Source organism: Microbacterium sp. 05T445 (genome assembly GCF_056395865.1).
The window spans coordinates 1,866,356-1,883,097 of record NZ_JBFTKJ010000002.1 but is presented as its reverse complement, the minus strand read 5'-3'; the positions used below and the strand labels follow the sequence as shown (position 1 = coordinate 1,883,097).

Annotated in this window: 19 protein-coding genes and 1 pseudogene; 15 read left to right on the top strand and 5 right to left on the bottom strand. The window is 69.4% G+C overall.

Features of this window, described 5'->3' with window-relative positions; translation table 11 throughout:
- Positions 1-28 precede the first annotated feature (28 nt).
- Positions 29-496: a MarR family winged helix-turn-helix transcriptional regulator gene (locus tag AC1DDU_RS18510; protein WP_477436684.1), complete on the top strand. Its 468-nt coding sequence runs from the start codon at positions 29-31 to the stop codon at positions 494-496.
- A 75-nt stretch (positions 497-571) separates the two neighbouring features.
- Here the strand turns inward: AC1DDU_RS18510 and AC1DDU_RS18505 are convergent, their stop codons facing one another.
- Positions 572-2,449, bottom strand: a complete 1,878-nt coding sequence (locus tag AC1DDU_RS18505) for an adenylyl cyclase (protein WP_477436682.1) — start codon at positions 2,447-2,449, stop codon at positions 572-574.
- A gap of 197 nt (positions 2,450-2,646) precedes the next feature.
- Here AC1DDU_RS18505 and AC1DDU_RS18500 point away from each other — a divergent pair, with 197 nt between their 5' ends.
- Complete coding sequence (locus AC1DDU_RS18500; RefSeq protein ID WP_477436680.1) at positions 2,647-3,447, top strand: glycosyltransferase family 2 protein; 801 nt, start codon at positions 2,647-2,649, stop codon at positions 3,445-3,447.
- 63 nt (positions 3,448-3,510) lie between these two features.
- Here AC1DDU_RS18500 and AC1DDU_RS18495 read toward each other — a convergent pair whose 3' ends face one another.
- The 3 genes from AC1DDU_RS18495 to AC1DDU_RS18485 form a co-directional block, all read right to left on the bottom strand.
- Entirely contained in the window at positions 3,511-3,714 is a 204-nt protein-coding gene (locus AC1DDU_RS18495; RefSeq protein ID WP_477436678.1) for a zinc-binding dehydrogenase, read from the bottom strand.
- On the bottom strand, positions 3,690-4,442 hold the full coding sequence (locus AC1DDU_RS18490; RefSeq protein WP_477436676.1) for an NADP-dependent oxidoreductase: 753 nt from the start codon (positions 4,440-4,442) through the stop codon (positions 3,690-3,692). Before AC1DDU_RS18490 ends, AC1DDU_RS18495 begins: the two co-directional genes overlap by 25 nt.
- A 137-nt stretch (positions 4,443-4,579) precedes the next feature.
- Entirely contained in the window at positions 4,580-5,011 is a 432-nt protein-coding gene (locus AC1DDU_RS18485; protein WP_477436674.1) for a DUF1294 domain-containing protein, read from the bottom strand.
- A gap of 49 nt (positions 5,012-5,060) precedes the next feature.
- Between AC1DDU_RS18485 and AC1DDU_RS18480 the strand changes: the two genes are divergently transcribed.
- The 4 genes and pseudogenes from AC1DDU_RS18480 (at position 5,061) to AC1DDU_RS18465 (ending at position 6,695) form a co-directional block, all read left to right on the top strand.
- Positions 5,061-5,489 carry an SRPBCC family protein gene (locus AC1DDU_RS18480; RefSeq protein WP_477436672.1) on the top strand — a complete coding sequence of 143 codons (429 nt, stop codon included), beginning with the start codon at positions 5,061-5,063 and terminating at the stop codon, positions 5,487-5,489.
- A 32-nt stretch (positions 5,490-5,521) separates the two neighbouring features.
- Entirely contained in the window at positions 5,522-5,821 is a 300-nt protein-coding gene (locus AC1DDU_RS18475) for a DUF1905 domain-containing protein (RefSeq protein ID WP_477436670.1), read from the top strand.
- 112 nt (positions 5,822-5,933) lie between these two features.
- A pseudogene (locus AC1DDU_RS18470) lies at positions 5,934-6,044 on the top strand (DUF2510 domain-containing protein); the annotation flags it as partial.
- Positions 6,045-6,155: 111 nt separating this feature from the next.
- Complete coding sequence (locus AC1DDU_RS18465) at positions 6,156-6,695, top strand: hypothetical protein (RefSeq protein WP_477436900.1); 540 nt, start codon at positions 6,156-6,158, stop codon at positions 6,693-6,695.
- 120 nt (positions 6,696-6,815) lie between these two features.
- Here AC1DDU_RS18465 and AC1DDU_RS18460 read toward each other — a convergent pair whose 3' ends face one another.
- Positions 6,816-8,753: a DUF6541 family protein gene (locus AC1DDU_RS18460; RefSeq protein ID WP_477436668.1), complete on the bottom strand. Its 1,938-nt coding sequence runs from the start codon at positions 8,751-8,753 to the stop codon at positions 6,816-6,818.
- 310 nt (positions 8,754-9,063) lie between these two features.
- Between AC1DDU_RS18460 and AC1DDU_RS18455 the strand changes: the two genes are divergently transcribed.
- The 9 genes from AC1DDU_RS18455 (at position 9,064) to AC1DDU_RS18415 (ending at position 16,740) form a co-directional block, all read left to right on the top strand.
- Positions 9,064-9,486 (top strand): type IV pilin protein, encoded by a 423-nt coding sequence (locus AC1DDU_RS18455; RefSeq protein WP_477436666.1) that lies wholly within the window; start codon positions 9,064-9,066, stop codon positions 9,484-9,486.
- Between the two features lie 120 nt (positions 9,487-9,606).
- Positions 9,607-10,005 carry a type IV pilus modification PilV family protein gene (locus AC1DDU_RS18450; protein WP_477436664.1) on the top strand — a complete coding sequence of 133 codons (399 nt, stop codon included), beginning with the start codon at positions 9,607-9,609 and terminating at the stop codon, positions 10,003-10,005.
- On the top strand, positions 10,002-10,544 hold the full coding sequence (locus AC1DDU_RS18445) for a prepilin-type N-terminal cleavage/methylation domain-containing protein (RefSeq protein WP_477436662.1): 543 nt from the start codon (positions 10,002-10,004) through the stop codon (positions 10,542-10,544). The genes AC1DDU_RS18450 and AC1DDU_RS18445 overlap by 4 nt, the downstream gene beginning before the upstream one ends.
- The gene (locus AC1DDU_RS18440; protein ID WP_477436660.1) at positions 10,541-12,145 is read left to right on the top strand and encodes a hypothetical protein; all 1,605 of its coding nucleotides are present in this window, start codon (positions 10,541-10,543) and stop codon (positions 12,143-12,145) included. The genes AC1DDU_RS18445 and AC1DDU_RS18440 overlap by 4 nt, the downstream gene beginning before the upstream one ends.
- 3 nt (positions 12,146-12,148) lie before the next feature.
- Positions 12,149-13,033 (top strand): prepilin peptidase, encoded by an 885-nt coding sequence (locus tag AC1DDU_RS18435; RefSeq protein WP_477436658.1) that lies wholly within the window; start codon positions 12,149-12,151, stop codon positions 13,031-13,033.
- Positions 13,034-13,062: 29 nt separating this feature from the next.
- Positions 13,063-14,094: a type IV pilus biogenesis protein PilM gene (gene pilM / locus AC1DDU_RS18430; protein ID WP_477436656.1), complete on the top strand. Its 1,032-nt coding sequence runs from the start codon at positions 13,063-13,065 to the stop codon at positions 14,092-14,094.
- Positions 14,091-14,738 carry a hypothetical protein gene (locus AC1DDU_RS18425; RefSeq protein WP_477436654.1) on the top strand — a complete coding sequence of 216 codons (648 nt, stop codon included), beginning with the start codon at positions 14,091-14,093 and terminating at the stop codon, positions 14,736-14,738. The genes pilM and AC1DDU_RS18425 overlap by 4 nt, the downstream gene beginning before the upstream one ends.
- Positions 14,738-15,406 carry a hypothetical protein gene (locus AC1DDU_RS18420; protein WP_477436652.1) on the top strand — a complete coding sequence of 223 codons (669 nt, stop codon included), beginning with the start codon at positions 14,738-14,740 and terminating at the stop codon, positions 15,404-15,406. The genes AC1DDU_RS18425 and AC1DDU_RS18420 overlap by 1 nt, the downstream gene beginning before the upstream one ends.
- A 5-nt stretch (positions 15,407-15,411) precedes the next feature.
- On the top strand, positions 15,412-16,740 hold the full coding sequence (locus AC1DDU_RS18415) for a type IV pilus twitching motility protein PilT (RefSeq protein ID WP_477436650.1): 1,329 nt from the start codon (positions 15,412-15,414) through the stop codon (positions 16,738-16,740).
- Positions 16,741-16,742: the final 2 nt, after the last annotated feature.

The following is a 16,742-nucleotide window of genomic DNA, read 5'->3' as shown; positions in this document are numbered from 1 at the left end:
ACATGTCAACAACACGAGGAGTGGTTCTATGCCCCGCACCGCAGAGCGCCGTACTCCGACCGCGCACGAGCTGCACGTGTGGCGCAGCTTCATCGAGGCCACCGAGGCGGTGCGTGTCGAGCTCGAGCAGCGCCTGCAGCACGATTCCGGCCTGTCGACGGGGGACTACGGCGTGCTCCTCGCGCTGTCCGAGGCGGACGGCCGCCGCCTGCGCCCGTCCGAGCTGGCGTCCGCGATCGGCTGGGAGCGCAGTCGGCTGTCCCACCACCTCGGCCGCATGGAGCGCCGGGGACTCCTCGTACGCGAGGACTGCGCGGTCGACAGCCGTGGCGCGGAGGTGGTGCTGACGGATGCCGGCGCCACCGCGTTCCGTCGGGCCTCGGCGCCCCACCTCCGCGCGGTGCGAGAGACGTTCGTCGACGCGCTCACGCCCGAGCTGCTCGCCGCCGCGGGCGAGATCGCCGCCGCGCTCGACGCCCACGTGCGCCGCCGCTGAGTCGCCTGCGTCGGGCCGGGACGGCGGATGCCCCGGCCCGGCGTCGCACGCCGAGCCGAGGCATCCGCTCTCCTGTCAGGGCGTGGGGTAGTCCACGATGAACTGCGGCGCGCCCACGTGGGACATGTCGGCGGCGCCGCCGATGCCGTTCACGACGTTCTGGATCGTTCCGGCCGACAGGTTCACCGTCATGATGTGGTGCAGCGTGACGCCGGGCGTCTGCGGCACCTCGAACCCGTTCGCGGTGACGATCGACGGGTTGTTCTGGTTGAACACGTACACACCCGCGCCGTCGAGCTCGTGCTTCTTCACACCGTCGGCGACCTTGTACCCGGGGTAGCCGAGCGTGCCGTTCGGCTGCGTCCAGTCGGCCTGCGTCGGCGGGTCGTAGGGCAGCTCGTTCTGGTAGAGGATGACGCGGCCGTTCTCGCCGTTCCAGAGAGTGTTGTAGGTCTGGAAGTGCTCGACGAACAGGCCCGTCGCCGTCACGTCGGCGCCGTTCACGATGACGCCGTTGGTGCCGGTGTTGGTGTTCCATCGGTCGGTGTCGCCGTTGACGCCGTTCGTGAAGCCCTCCACGCCGTGGTCGCCGCGCCACACCCAGGTGTGGTCGATGAGCACGTGGTCGGAGTTCACCTCGAGGGCCGTGGTGGCCTTGCCGATGTGCGGCCCGCCGACGCGGAAGTACACGTCGCTGAGGGTGATCGGGTTGCTCGCGTCCAGCTTCTTGCCACCGTTCGGGTTGCCGACGCGCAGCAGCACCGGCGAGAGCGTGGTGCCCGCATCGATGGTGACGCCCGCGACGACGATGCCGTCGGCATCCTTCACCTCCAGCGGCACCGCGCCGCCCACGGCGGTGAGCGTCGCGTGGCCGAGGCCGAGCACGACCGTGTTCGCGCGCTTCACCTGGATCGACTGGGCGATGTCGTAGACGCCCGGCGTGAGGATCAGGTTCTGGCCGCGGGCCAGGGCGTTGTTGATGTCCTTCACCGAGTCCGACGGAGTCGCGATGTAGAAGTCGGTGATCGGGATGCTGCGCCCCGCCGTCTCGCCGGAGGCCCAGCTGACCCCGCTCGTGTCGCGCTGCGCCGCAGGCACGCGGACGTTGTAGCGGCCGTCGTCGCCGACGTACAGGTACGGCTTCTCCCGGCTGACGGGGGTCTGGTCGATCGTCGTGTAGGTCGGGTCGGGGAAGGCGGCGTCGTCGGGTGCGCCCACGACGCCCGAGAACACCTGGTTCCACACACCGTTGGACCAGCCGGCGACCTCGCTGTTGCGGATCAGCCACTGCTGCTGCGAGCCGTTGATCACGAACGGCAGCCGGGAGTCGGCGATGAAGCCGCCGCTGGCGAACTGCGGGCCGGCGGTGCAGTAGTCCATGAGCGAGACGTTGCCGCCCGAGATGTCGAGGCGACGCATCGACACCGCCTGCGACACGGCCCAGAAGTCGGCTCCGCTGCGGCAGCCGCGGTCGGGCGTCTGGATGTCGATCGCCAGGTTCGAGATCGTGCGCCAGAAGTTGACCAGGGCGAGGCAGTTGGTCGTGCCGCCGTCGGCGAGGCAGCGGTTGTAGACCTCGACCGCGCCGTGCACGGTGACGTCGTCGGGCGAGGCGCCGAGCCCGGCCACTTCGGTGTAGTAGCCGACCTTCACCTGCAGTGGGTCGGCCGCCGAGCCGTACTCACCGGGCAGGAAGTACACCGCGTGGCGTGCGGTGCTCATCTCGGCATCGACCTGCTGTGCGTGCAGCGCGTCGAGGTCGGCCTGGATGTCGGCCACGGGGGTGTCGGGGGAGTAGACGGTGACGTTCGGTCCGAAGTCCGGATGGAACGGGTCGACGGTGCGTGGTGGTGCTGCGACGGCCGGGGCGGCCAGCAGCGCGCTCGCGATGAGCGCGGCGCCGGTGGCGACGGCGCCGAGCCGCAGCGTTCGACGGGAAACGGGGACGGGCATGGCAGTTCCTCTCCGTTGAGGTGAAGACGCCGCAGAGGTGGACGTCTTACTTACAGGAATGTAACCAAACCTGAGAGCGGTCTCAAGGATCAAAAACGCTCGCCTCCGACGCCGGGTTCCGCCTGGTCACGACGAAGGACTGCGACTCGTCGCGGCGTGTGCGCCGCCCCCTGTCGGCGCGGGAGTATGGTGTGGCTGTGCCCCTCGCTCCTCGTGTCGCCGTGGTCATTCCGTGCCGCGACGATGCCGGATTCCTCGAGGCGTGCCTCGCCGCCCTCGCCGCACAGGCCCGTCCGGCAGACCGAGTGATCGTCGTCGACAACGCCAGCACGGATGCCTCCGCCGCCGTCGCGCGCCGGTACGGCGCAGTCGTGTTCCACGAGCCGGCGATCGGCATCTGGCCGGCCGCGGCACGCGGTTACGACGAGGCGCTCGAGGGCGCCGACATCATCGCGCGGCTCGACGCCGACTCGCGTCCGCACCCCGACTGGATCGCGCGGCTGGTGCGCGCCTTCGTCGCCGATCCGTCGCTGGGCGTGCTGACCGGCGGGGCCGAGTTCTACGGCGGCACCCCGCTGCAGAACTACCTCGGCGAGCGGTGGTACATCGGCGGCGGGCATTACTGGATCAAGAAGTGGCTCGGCATCCCGCTCGTGTTCGGCTCGAACTTCGCGATGCGCGCCCGGGTGTGGGAGCGCGTGCGCGACCAGGTCGACCGGGGCAATGCCGGCATCCACGACGATCTGGACCTGACGATCAGGCTGCGATCGTCCGACGGCGTGCGGTATGACCCGCAGCTGCGCATGCCGGTGTCGGCCCGGCCGGTGCAGACCCTGTCGGGGCTGTCGCGCCGTGTGTTCAAGGTCGCGTCGACGTTCGCCGCGAGCTGGCCCGAGGGCGCCGCGTGGCGCCGGGCCGAGCCGTCGGCGACGGATGCCGCCGCCTCGGCGGACTGGATCCCCGACGGCGACGACTGGGCGCCGGAATACGGCCGCTGAGCCCGGCCGCCGTCGACGCGGGCGGAGGAAGCTTCACCCCCACCCGCGTCTGCCCGACGCCGGCTAGTCGATGAGCACCACGATGTTGCCGACGGTCTCGTGGCCGTAGGCCGCGAACGCGTCCGCAACCTCGTCGAACCCGTGCTCGCGGTCGACGATCACCCGGAGCTCGCCGGCGTCGACGAGTCCCGTCAGTCGCCGGAGTCCTTCCCCGGTCGGGTATCCGGCGATCGGCGCCGGGGTCAGCCGGTCCGCGTCGGGGAACATTCCGGCGCATAGAGCAGCGTCGACACGAGCACCCCGCCGTCCTTGACCAGCGGCGCGAACTCGGCGGGGTCGCCGTGAAGGTGGACGGCCCCGTCGACGCCGTCGGGTGCGACGGCGCGGACGGATGCCGCCAGGTCGGCGTAGTCGACCGCGTGGGCCGCGCCGAGCTCCTCGAGCAGTTGCCTGCCCTCCGCGGTGCGGCCGGTGGCGATCACCGTCGCGCCCGCCGCGGCGGCGAGCTGAGTGAGCAGCGTCCCCACGCCGCCCGTGGCGCCGACGATCAGCACGGTCCTGCCTTCGACGTCCCCCAGCGCGGCGAGGACGGAGAGCGCGGTCGACCCGGTGTGACCGAGCGAGGCGGCCGCGGAGTCGCTGAGCAAGCCTGGTGCGGCGGTGACACCGTCCGCGGCGACTGCGGTGGTGTACTCGGCGAAGGCGCCGTCCTTGAGGTGTGGCTTCGACACGACCCCGAGCACGCGGTCCCCGACGGCGAACCCGTCGACGCCGGGGCCGACGGCGTCGACGATGCCGGCGAACTCGCGTCCGAGGACGACGGGGTAGCGATGCTCGAAGAATCCCGCCATGTATCCGGCGGCGACGGCCACGTCGAACCCGTTGACGGATGCCGCGGCCACGCGCACGCGCACCTCGCCGTCGTCGGGCTCGGGGATGTCGAGATCGTGGTGCGCGGGTGGAGCTCCTGCGGTGGCGACGGCGTATGCACGCATGGCGCGCCTCTCTGCGCGCTGCCCGTTCCCCAGGAGGCGAGGAAGCCTGCGGGAGCGCGTCAGCAACGGAACTACACCCGCGGCGGATGCGCCCGCAATAGGTATCCGCTGTCGGCCGCCGGTCCCGGCGTGGGGTCTCAGGTCACCGCGGGCGCCGCGACGAGGTAGACGCACGCGGCCAGCACGAGCACGTTGACGCCGACGGTCGCCCAGAACGCGCGCCGGAACGACCGCTTGCGTGTCTTGTGGCGGAACACCTGCTGCGCCACGAGCGCCCCCGGCCAGCCGCCGATGAGCCCGAGGACCAGCAGCGTGCGTTCCGAGATGCGGTCGGCGCCACGTCGTGCCGCCGCCTTGTCGATCCCGTAGGCGCCGAAGGCGATGACGCTCGCCGCGCCGTAGAGCGCCGGCAGCCACCACGAGAGGCCGAGCACGACATGCGCGAGCGCGAACGCCGCAGCGAAGGCGAGCAGCACCGTCCAGCTGAGCGCCGCCGGCAACGGCCGCGACAGGTCGCGTCCCGGTCGGTCGGGTGACGTTCGGGTGGTCGATCGCGGCGTGTTCGGCACGCGTTCGATCGTAGGGGTGCCGGGCGAGCGCAGGCGTTAGCGTGTGTGCATGCACGAGCTCACCGAAGAAGCGCTGGTCGCGGCATCCGTCGGCGTCGTCTGGCGCGAGTTCACCCTGCCCGACCTGCTCGCCCAGTGGTACTGGCCGCCGCGCTTCGAGGCCACGGCCAGGGTCGAGCTGCGCGAGCTCGGCCGCTGGGAGGTGCGGTCGGCTCCGGTCGATCTCGCCGTCGAGGCGACGGTGCTGACGTTCGACGCGCCCCGGTTCCTGCGGCTCGCGTGGCGGTGGGCGGGGGAGGAGCACGCGACCGATGTCGAGATCGAGCTCGAGCCTGCCGCGGATGCCGCCACCCGCGTCGTCGTGCGCCACTCCGGGTTCGCCACGGCAGAAGAGCGCACGCAGCACATCGACGGCTGGTCGAGCTGCCTGCAGCGCCTGATCGACCGCCACGGCGGTGCGCCCGGCGAACACCTGTGACGGGTGTCAGCGGTCGGCGGTAGCGTCGGCGGGTGATCATCGAGTTCGACGGAGAGGTCTTCCGCTGGGACGCCCGCGAGGATTCGGCCTGGTTCTTCACCGCCGTGCCGCCTGAGTTGAGCGCCGACATCCGCGAGATTCCGCGGCCGTACCGCGGGTTCGGGTCGGTGCGGGTGCGAGCGCGCATCGGCGGCACCGAGTGGGCGACCTCGATCTTCCCCTCCTCGGACTCGGGCTCGTACGTGCTGCCCCTGAAGAAGGCCGTGAGGGATGCCGAGGCACTCGTCGACGGCGGCCCGGTGGCCGTGCGCCTCGAGGTGCTCGACGGCTGACGCGGCCTCGGTGCGTCGGGCTGGTTCCGCGTCGAGAGAGACACGATGGTAGCGGTCCCATCGCTCGGGTATGTTTGCGCTCGAGTGAGCATTCCTTCTGCTGGGGAGCACGATGTCGGACGGGTCTCTGGGGGGACCGCCACCCGGTTGGTACGCGGACGCATCCGCCGTCGACCGCCTGAGGTGGTGGGATGGCGCTGCGTGGACCGACCGGGTGCGGTCGATCGGCGCCGCGAACGAGTCTGCGCACGCGGGGGAGGAGCCAGGCGAGCGCCATCCCGAGGTGTCGCCCGAGCCGGACGCATCGAGGGCGACACGGCGGAGGGCGGCCGACATGGATGCCGTAGCCGGCGGCGCGGCGCCGTCAGCGTCGGTCGCGCCGCAGCCCCCACCCTGGTCGCCCGTGCCGACCCCGGGTGCCCTCGCCGCCGCCGCTCCCAAGCCGGCCGAGGAGATGCCCGACCAGATCGCGCCCCGGCGCGCGATCTCCGCCGAAGATCGTCCGCCGTCTCCCATCGTCTACCAGCCTGTGTCGAGCTCATACGTCGGCGAGGTGCGGCCACCGTTCCCGGAGGCTGCGCCTCGCAATGTGCCGGCGCTGGCATCGGTCGTGCTGATCGTCCTCGCGGTGGCCGGCGGTATCGCGGTGGTGGTCTGGCTGGCCGCCTGGGATCCCGCGACCGCCGGCATGGTCGGTCTCGTGAGCGTCGCGCTCGCCCTGGGGGCGTTCTTCCTCGCGATCGGTGGACTGATCATCGCGGCGCAGCGCAGGACGAGGAGGGTCTTGTCGGTGGTCGCCCTCGTCGGCTCGCTCATCGCGGCGGTGTGGCTCGGGGCTCTGATGGTCGAGCAAGCGCTCGCGATCCTCGACTGACCAGAGCGGGTGTCGCGCCCTCGTCATGTGCGGCGTTCACATCGGACCGGCGACCGGCACCGCGTGCGCGTGCCGACGACATCGACGCGCGGACCGCCGCGCCCGATGCCGACCATGGGGTCAGCCGAAACCGCAGCCCGTGATCCTGTACAGCGACGAGGCGCCGACGCGCTTCACCAGTTCGACGACGGGTGACGTTCCGATGTCTTCGATGCCCGCGAATCGTTCGTCGCCGGACAGGACCTGATCGGGGTGGAACTCCACGACCCATCGCACGCCGAGGCGCTGTGCGACGTCGCACGCGGCATCCGTCGGCTCGGCCTGCGCGATGCCGGCGTAGAACACCTCGCGATCGTGGTCGATGGACGTGAGCATGTACGGCGTGAGCAGCCGTCGCCCGGTGAGGGGGTAGATGAAGCCCGAGGCATCGCGGGGGTTGTTCGCGATCACGTCGCCTTCGGGTACGCGCTGCGCGATGAACCGGATCAGCTCTCGCTCGTCGGGTCCGACCCCCACGAGGCTGCGGAGCGCGTTGTCGGTCGGGGTGAACGTTGAGCGCAGCGCGGCATCCATCCCGCGCACCGGGCCGGACTGGATCGACGCGGCGGCGAACACCACGAGGGCGGTCGCCAGAGCCGCGATCCGCAGGGCTCGTCGTCCCGCACCGCGACGCCGAACCCATGCCGTGAGCCACGTCCAGCACGCCGCCGCACCCGACGCGGCGAGCGGTGCGATCACCACAGGAGTGAAGGCGGCGATGCGCGTCGCGTCGGAGTACCAGGGGCCGCCGAGCACGAGATGAAGGAATTCGTCACCACCGACCGTGCCGACGTAGAGGGTCGCGACGGCCGCCCACAAGCCGATCGCGACCCAGTCCGTCGCACGCCTGCGGCGGAGGGAGGCCACGACACCGATGCCTGTCGTCACGGCGAGCAGGATGGAGATCGGCATGGCGCCGAAGGCGCTCGATGCGACCTCGCCGAGCGCCTGCGCGACGGAGGAGCGCAGAGTGTCCGGCTGGTCGATCGGGGTGCGGAGCAGAAGCACGGCGACCAGGATCAATGCGCCGTAGAGGACGGTCGCCAGCACCACCAGGCGTGCCCGGTCGGGTCGGCTGCGGGCGATCTTCGCCGCAGCGACGATCGCGATCGGAAGCGTGAGCACCACGAGCATCACGAGAGCGGAAGGATGCACCAGTCCGAGAGCGGGCACCGACGCAACCAGCGCAAGCGCCGCACTCCTTCGGGACGCACGACCGCTGCCGACGCCTGCGCACGCGACCGCGGCGGCCACCGCCGCCGGCAGCAGGGCGATCGCTGCGACCAGCGGGTATGTGCCCATCGTGACGATCATCATGAACGGGTATGTGGCGAATCCCGCGGAGATCGCGCCGGCGGCGATCAGCACCGGGGCCTGAGTTCCGAAGAGGGTCCGGGTGAGCAGAACCACCCCGAGCGGCCACACCAGACAGGCGACGACGACGAGGCATGCGTTCGATGCGACGGCGATGGGGGATCCGGATGCCTCGGCCACCAGCGCGACGAGGGCGTGCCATCCGGTGGGGTAGAAGAAGCCGCCTTCGTCCGGCAGGCCGAGGGTCGACACGGCCCAGGGTGAGGCGTTCCCGGCGTCGAGGATGTACCGGACGGCGGCCAGGTGGAACGCGTTGTCGAACGACTGCGCGAAGAGGTCGGCGCCGGGGATGCCGCGCAGGCATCGCAGCGCCATCAGCAGGGCGCCCGCCCCCACGGCGATGGGCGCGGACCACTGCGAGGTGCGAGAGCTCACTCCTGCGCGGGGTGCGCGAACGAGGAGCGTCATCGCCCATGCGAGGAGAACGGCGATCGCTCCGACGACCGCTACCGGCCAGATCGACCATTCGGCGCCGAAGACGGGAGCGACGATCGCGGCGATGCCGATGACCGAGAACGAGAGCACCGGTGCCAGCGCCGCCAGCCACAGGCCTCGCAGGCGCAGCGCGAGCCCGATGAGTGCCCCGGGCAGCCCCAGCGCTGCGAGGCAGATCGCCATGGCGACCCACAGTGGAAGACCCGCCACCCCTTGCTCCCCTCGGCGCGTTCCAGTGAAGAGTACGCGGAGAAGCTCACTCGGAGACCCGGTGGCGACCCCGAAAGCGCTGGGGCGTGGCAAGTTGCGCAGATCCTGCGTCAACGCTGAGCATGCCCAGGGGGCGGGGCTGACCTCCCGCGTGCATGATCGATGGCGGGAGGGGATTCACGCCTGAGCGTGGTCTCGAACCCAGCTCTGACAGAGTCTGGGACTGGTTAATAGGGATATTGAGGGCCGGCACTCGTGTGCCCGGTCGGTCGGAGCTGACCTTTCAACTCACACTGGGGAGAGACGCGCCATGCGTGCAACTATCAAGAACTACCTCGAGGCGATGAAGCAGCGTCGCGAGGAGGATGACGAGAAGGGCTTCTCGCTCATCGAGCTCATCATCGTCGTCGTGATCCTCGGCATTCTCGTCGCGATCGCGGTGCCGATCTTCGTCAACATCCAGCAGGTCGCCGCGGAGAACGCTGTGAAGGCAGCTGCCGCGAACGGTGCGACCGCTGCGGCCGCTGCGATCGCGGGCACCGGTGTCACCGGTGTCACCGCCGTTTCGCCTGGTGCCGCCGCGGCGTCGGCTGGTGACGGCTCGATCACGGTCTCGCTGTCGAGCGGAAGCACGTCCGTTTCGAACGTGTGCGTGACCGCGACGAATGGTTCCTTCAGCTGGTCTGCCGGACCGGGCGTCGGCGGGACTGCAGCCGCTCCAACTTGCTCGTAGCCTCGGCACATGTGCGGGTTGGGCGGCTCCGTTCGCCCAACCCGTATCGATTTCAAGCGACGGTTTCCGCCGCATGGCATCATTAGAGCCGGGGATTCTGCCACTTGGGGAGGTGCGCGGATGAGGGATCGCAGCGCCGACGCTGCGGGGTTCGGCCTCGTCGAGATGATCATCGCGTTCTTCCTGCTCGCGATCATCGCTGTGGCGATCCTGCCCGTCCTCTACAACGGGATCGCCTACTCGTCCCAGCAGTCGTCGACGGCGACCGCGACGCGTGCGCTCAACTCCCAGATAGAAGAGCTGCGCAATACGACCAACGTGTCATGCGCGGACTTGCGGGCGGCGGCGAATCCGGGCACGACCACCAAGGACGGCAGCGGCGGCACCATCACGATCAAAGGTCCCGCGCCGACCTGCACCTCCACCACTCATCTGCAGGCGGTCACCCTCACGCTCATCGCAACGTCGGCGGCCGGGAAGCAGGTAGCGACTGTGACAGCGAAGGTCTACGTGCCATGACGATGCCGGCGGCTCGCGAGGACCGAAAGGATGACGACGGACTGTCACTGGTCGAGCTCATCGTGGTCGTCGTGCTGCTCGGCATACTGGCCGGCGTCATCGGGACCATCTTCACCAACTCATGGCGGGCTCAGAACGACGTCACCACGACGACCGCGGCAACCAACAGCGGACAGCTGGTCGGCCAGAGCGTCGAACGAGCGGTTCGCAACGGGGTCGCCCTGCGTGTCACGGACGGCGGGTCGACACTGTGGGTCCGCACCGCCTATACCGACAGCAAGCAATGCCAGCTCTTCTGGGTGGCGTCCGACGGCGGCCTGCACATGGCGTCGGCAGTGACGGGGGCAGCGTTGCCCTCGCCGGCATCGTGGGCGAGCCACGTGACCAAGGTCCCCGGATCGGCAGCGTACTTCACGCTCATCGGCAGCAACACGATCGACTACGCGTTCAACCTCGGGACGGCCGCCGCTCCCGTCAACATCAGCGGGTCGGCGTCGCTGCGGACTTCTCCCACAGGAGGGGGATCATGCTGGACATGAGATTCTCGAAGCCTCGAGACAGCGACGACCCGGGCGATTCGCAGGACGGCGTCGCGCTGGTCATGGTCCTCGTCCTGATGCTGGTCGGCTTCGTCATCGCGTCGCTGATCGCCGCGAGCGTGCTCTTCACCTTCCGGGCCAACGAGAACAACCTGAGCCAGACGCAGGCGTTCGTCGCCGCCGAATCAGGACGCGATGCGATGCTCGCTGCGGTGATGGCGAACGGGTGCACGAAGTCGATCTCGGATTCGACGAACCCGACCTACCGCAGCGTTTCGGCACTCTTCGGTGCCGACGCCGCGCACCTCACCGACTCGTGCCTGAGCACCACGGCCAGCGCGACGATTCAGATCACGTCCACCGGCGTGGGTCCCGACGGTGATTCCACCACGGTGGTCGCCATCTATCAGCGACTGGCCACCTTCACGAACCAGCCGGGCGGCTCACTGGCCTACTTCTCCGGGACTTTCAAACTGACGAAGTCGACCTACCTCGGTGATGTCGTCATCCGTGACGGAACGTACACCTGCAACAGCGACTCCACGATCAACGGAGATCTGTGGGTTCCGCGTGGCGGGGTCGTGCTCAGTCAGAGCTGCGACGTCACCGGCAGCATCTACGCACGGGACGCCATCACCGTCGGCGGTCCGAAGACCACGATCGGAACGACGGGGGTCCCCGGTACGGGTGATGTCGTCTCCCAGAACGGCTCGATCACGATCGACACGAACAATGGCGAGATCGTCGGGAACGTGCTGTCGGGAGGGTCTGTGACCCTCTCCAAGGGAACGGTGGACGGAAACGTCAAAGCCAAGACGACGATCACCGGGACCGGCGTGACCGTCAAGGGCACCAAGACCGCTTCGGTGACGCCTTCCCCCGCCGTCTTCAACCCGACGCTCGACGCGGTGTACCAGATGACGAACTGGCTGGACCTCGGCGTGGACCCGGCTCTCTGGGGCACCGACGTGCAGTGGACGACGGTCGCGAACTCGGCGACGAACTGCAAGGCGAACATGACGGCTGTGCTCGCGGTGCCCCTGGGCAGCGGCAAGACCCGCTACGGGATCGACTATCGCGCCTGCACGACGGACGTCACGGTGACTCTCAATGCGGGGAACATCAAGAACGATGCGGTCTTCCTCGTCCCTGCCGCCGTCGAGATGAACGTCACGGTGGGTGGGTCGCTCACGTCGGTCGGTGCGGCCGCCACGCCACAGCTGTTCATGATCCACGCTGACTCCGGACCCACGACAGCGGGCCCGAACTGCGGACCGTCGCCCACGAATCCGGTCGACGAGCTCAACCTGCCCGGCAAGTCGAGCACGATGACGCCATACCTCATGATCTATTCGCCGTGCGGTCTGGACAAGGTGCCGAACTCCGCCAGTGCGATCTCCTTCACCGGCCAGTTCTACGCAGCCGACAATGAAACGTCGACCAACCACTGGGTGCAACCGGATTTCACCTGCCGTGCGATGGCATGGGCGCCGTTGATCAACCTCGGGTGCTACATCAAGGACGCCACAGGGACCGGTGACGACGGGACCATCATCACCACGATCCAGCCGCCGTCGCGCGTCTCGCAGAGCGAGCAGTAGCCGGTGACTTCCGTCGTCATCTTCCTCGTCATCGTGGCGGGGGTGCTCGGCCTCCTCATCGGGTCGTTCCTCAACGTCGTCGCCTACCGCGTGCCGGCGGAGATCTCGCTGCTGCGCGAGAGCCGATGCCCGCACTGCGATGTCGCGATCAAGCCGTGGCAGAACATCCCGGTCGTGTCGTGGATCGCATTGCGCGGAAAGTGCGCGAACTGCAAAGCGCCGATCTCGGCGCGGTACCCGATCGTCGAAGCGGTGACGGGGACCGCGTTCGCGCTGGTCGCGTGGTGGGGGCTCGCGGTGTACTCCTGGAGCTTCGACGCGCCGTCCGGCTCGTTCGTCGCTCACTCCGCGAGCGAGGCGAGCGTCGGCGTCGCAGAAGCGTGGGCGCTCGGGCTGGTCATCGTCGCGTTCCTCTACTTCGCCGCGATCTCCGTCGTCCTGACGCTCATCGATCTCGACACGCACCGGCTGCCCAACAGCATCGTGCTTCCGAGCTACCTCGTCGCTGGCATCCTGTTCGTCGTCGCCGCGTGGCTGACCGGCGACTGGAGCGCGCTCGCTCGTGCGGCGATCGGCATGGCGGGGATGTACCTGTTCTACTTCCTGCTGCGCGCGGCTCGGCCCGGCGGCATGGGCGGCGGAGACGTCAAGCTCGCGGGCGTCATCGGCATCTACCTCGGTTGGCTCGGCTGGGGGGCGCTCGCGGTGGGGGCGTTCGCCGCGTTCCTGTACGGCGGAGTGTTCGGCATCGTGCTCCTCCTGCTGCGGCGCGTAGGCCGCAAGACCGCCATTCCGTTCGGCCCGTGGATGATCCTCGGCGCGTGGACGGGTGTCTTCGCCGGCGAAGCCGTAGGCCGCTGGTACGTGAATCTCTTCGTCGGCGCCTGACGCCGACAGTCTTTGGGGAAGGGGAAACCATGGGGAAGACGATCGTGGGGCTGGAGGTGACCGAGGAGAGCGTCCGTGCCGCGGAGATCTCACTGGGTCGCAGACCTCAACTCGTCGCGTACGGTGAAGTACCGCTACCACCGGAGGCCGCGCGCGACTCGGAGGTGCTCGACGCGGGCGCCGTCGCGGTCGCGCTCAGGCAGCTGTGGACCGGCGCGAAATTCCGGAGCAAGGATGCCGTGCTCGGCGTGGCCAGCCGCCGGATCCTGGTGCGCGAGTACACGACCCAAGCGATGCGGCCCGACCTGCTGCGTGAAGCGCTGCCGTACCAGGTGCAGGACCTGCTGCCGGTGCCCGCGAGTCAGGCGGTGCTCGACTTCTTCCCCCTGACGCAGGAGGCGGATCAGGTCTCGGGGCTGCTCGTTGCGGCCGTGGCGGAGAACATCGAGCACATCATCTCCACGCTCGCGAAGGTCAAGGTGCGCGCGCGAGCGGTCGACCTGGCGGCCTTCGGCCTCGCTCGCGTCACCGCGCCGCTCGCCTCGCCTGAGGAGACGGTCGCCACGATCAGCATCGGCGATCACACCACGCAGGTCGTGATCTCGAAGGGCGGAGTTCCACACTTCGTGCGCCTGCTGCCGATCGATGTCGCCACCGCAGCCACGCGACGCCACAACGCCGAGATCGCGGAGCCGGAGTTCGCGCTCGCGGTCGTCAACGGGCTCGGCGGCGGGACCGGCCTCGCCGCGCCCAGCCGCACCCGCGGCTCCATCCGCGCGGCGACGCCTCCCGGTGTCTCCGACCTCGCTGCCCGCCTGCGCAGCACATTGGCGTTCTTCGGGAGCCGTGCGAACTCCGTCCCGCTGAGTCGCGTGTTCGTCACCGGTGCAGGTGCCGCCGTCGAGGGCGTCCTGCCGGCGCTGGGCGCGGCCATCGACACACCGATGACGACCGTCTCCGTCGGCGATGCGATCTCGATGTCGACCCCGCCGCCCGCGGGAGAGGTCGCACTCAACCTCGTCGGCACCGTCGGCATCGCACTCGGGGAGGTCTCGAAATGACCGTCATCCCAGTCCCGCTCTCGGGAGCACCGCGCGTCAACCTCATGCCGCGCAGCGAGACCGCGCGCCGCGAGCGCGACCAGCTGGTGCGCCTGTGGGTGTGGATCGTCCTCGGCGCGATCGTCGTCGCGTTCCTCATCATCGCCGGCGCATTCGCGTTCAAGTTCATCGCCGACCAGCGCCTGGTCGCCGAGCAGACCCGGACGAATGTGTTGCTCACCGAGATCGCCTCTCTCTCGGAGGTGAGCGGGGCTCTCGCGACCGAGTCGGAGCTGACGGCGTACCGCACGGACGCGATGGCGACGGACCTCGCCTGGACACCGGTGGTGGGCAAGATCAGCAGCGTGCTTCCGGCCGACACCGCCATCACGGGTGTCGACCTCGCTGTCGGCGGCGCGCCACAGGGAGCCGACCCGACCGTCGAACAGGGGCTGGTCGGCACCGTCACGTTCGACAGCCCGACACCGATCGACATCGTGCCGCTGATCCGGTCGCTTCGCGGCGTCGAGGGAGTGCTCTACGCCGACGGGCAGTCGGTGACGACGAATCCGACGACAGGCGGTCGATACACCTACCTGCTCGCCGTCCAGTTCGACCAGACCGTGTACTCGAATCAGTACGCGCCGGAAGAGGGGGGCGAGTGATGCCGAAGCACATCGTCACCGCGATCGGGATCATCGTCTCGCTCGGTGTCATCGCGCTCGGGGTGTTCCTCGTCGCTGTGCCGCTGTACTTCCAGGCCGTCAGTGTGGACACGCAGACCGCGACCGTTGCGAACACGAACGAGCTCTATCAGGCGCAGGTCGACAGCCTCAACGCGCAGCAGGAGAACCTCGATGAGATCGAGGCGAACGTTGCGGGGCTGCGCTCACAGATCCCGGCGACCGGTCAACTCGACGACGTCTTCGAAGTCGCCGCGCGCGCTGCCGAGGCATCCGGGGTCCGGATCACGGCGGTCACGGCGGGCCAGCAGGTCGCGTTCGTCCCCCGTACCGGTGCGACCGAGGGCGACGCGGCCGTAGCCCAGCCCGCGCCCACACCGGAAGCGACGGCCGAAGCGGCTGACCCCACCGACGGCACCGCCGCGGACGCAGGGCCGGCATCGGCCCCCGGAGCAGCCGCGGGACGGCAGCAGGTCGACTTCGTCATCAGCGCGACCGCAGCGGACATCGCGCAGGCCACCGCGTTCCTCGACGCCTTGCGGACCGGCCCACGTCTGCTCAACAACGTCACCGCGACGATGGCGCCGAGTGGCGGAGGCGGCATCGACGTCCAGATCTCGGCCCTGACCTACGTCGACACGGAAGGGTGAGGACGATGGAAGACCTCGACTTCGAGACACTCCTCGCCCGGGGCGCGCGCCATCGCGCGTCGGACGTGCACATCACGGCCGGCGCACCGCCGCTGCTGCGCGTCGACGGCGACCTCGTGCCGGTGCCGGGCTACCCGGACGCGCTGTCCGACGAGTGGGTGGAGCGGACCGCGTTCGACCTCATGACGGAGGGGCAGCGGCGGGAGTTCCTGGAGCACGGCGAGGTCGATCTCGCTCATGCCACCGCCGGCATCGGTCGGTTCCGCACCAACGTCTACCGGCAACTGGGGTCCATCGCGATCGCTCTCCGCTACATCCCCGATCGCGTGTACTCGCTCGAAGAGCTGGGGGCCCCGGAGATCGCCCGCGACCTCGCGCTCCGGCCAAGAGGACTCGTGCTCCTCACCGGTCCCACAGGCTCGGGCAAGTCGACGACCCTCACCGCGATGGTCGACATCGTCAACCGGCTGGTGCCCGCGCACATCATCACGATCGAGGACCCGATCGAGTTCCACCACCAGTCCAAGCGTGCGCTGATCCATCAGCGCGAGGTCGGTCGCGACACCAACTCGTTCGCGGAGGCGCTGCGCCGGGTTCTCCGTCAGGACCCAGACGTCATCCTCATCGGAGAGCTGCGAGACCCCGAGTCGATCTCGACGGCGCTTTCGGCGGCAGAGACCGGTCATCTCGTGCTCTCGACGCTGCACACGCAGGGCGCCGCGAAAAGCATCAACCGCATCATCGACGTGTTCCCTGCCGACCAGCAGCATCAGATCCGCACTCAGCTCGGCGACACCCTGCAGGGGATCATCAGCCAGACGCTGCTTCCGCTCGCACAGGTCAACGGCCGCACGATCGCCACCGAGGTGCTCGTCAACACGCCTGCGGTGGCGAACATGATCCGCGAGGGGCAGGTCGCGCAGATCTACTCGGCGATGCAGGCCGGCTCCGAAGTCGGCATGCACACGCTCGACCAGGATCTGCGCCGGCTCGTCGCCGATGGCACGATCGCCCGCAATGTCGCGATGGACTTCGCCGTGGACCCCAAGAGTCTCGACGGCGTCTACATCACGCCGCGCGACCTCGACGCGGAGGAGTGGGCGCATCACGCCGGCGGGTGGAGGCAAGCGGATGCGGCCGCACCCGCTCCCGCGGATACTGCCGCTGGCACGGGCATCGGCATGGGGTCGCGCTTCGGTACGCCGACCGTCGGCGGCCGCGTCGACCCGACAGTGCGCGACGTCGACTGGAACGGCGAGGCGGACGCCGACGACGAGGTCTACGATCCGGGCGGGTTCGGCTACGGGTGGGCCACGCCCGGAAAGGAGAGCTGACC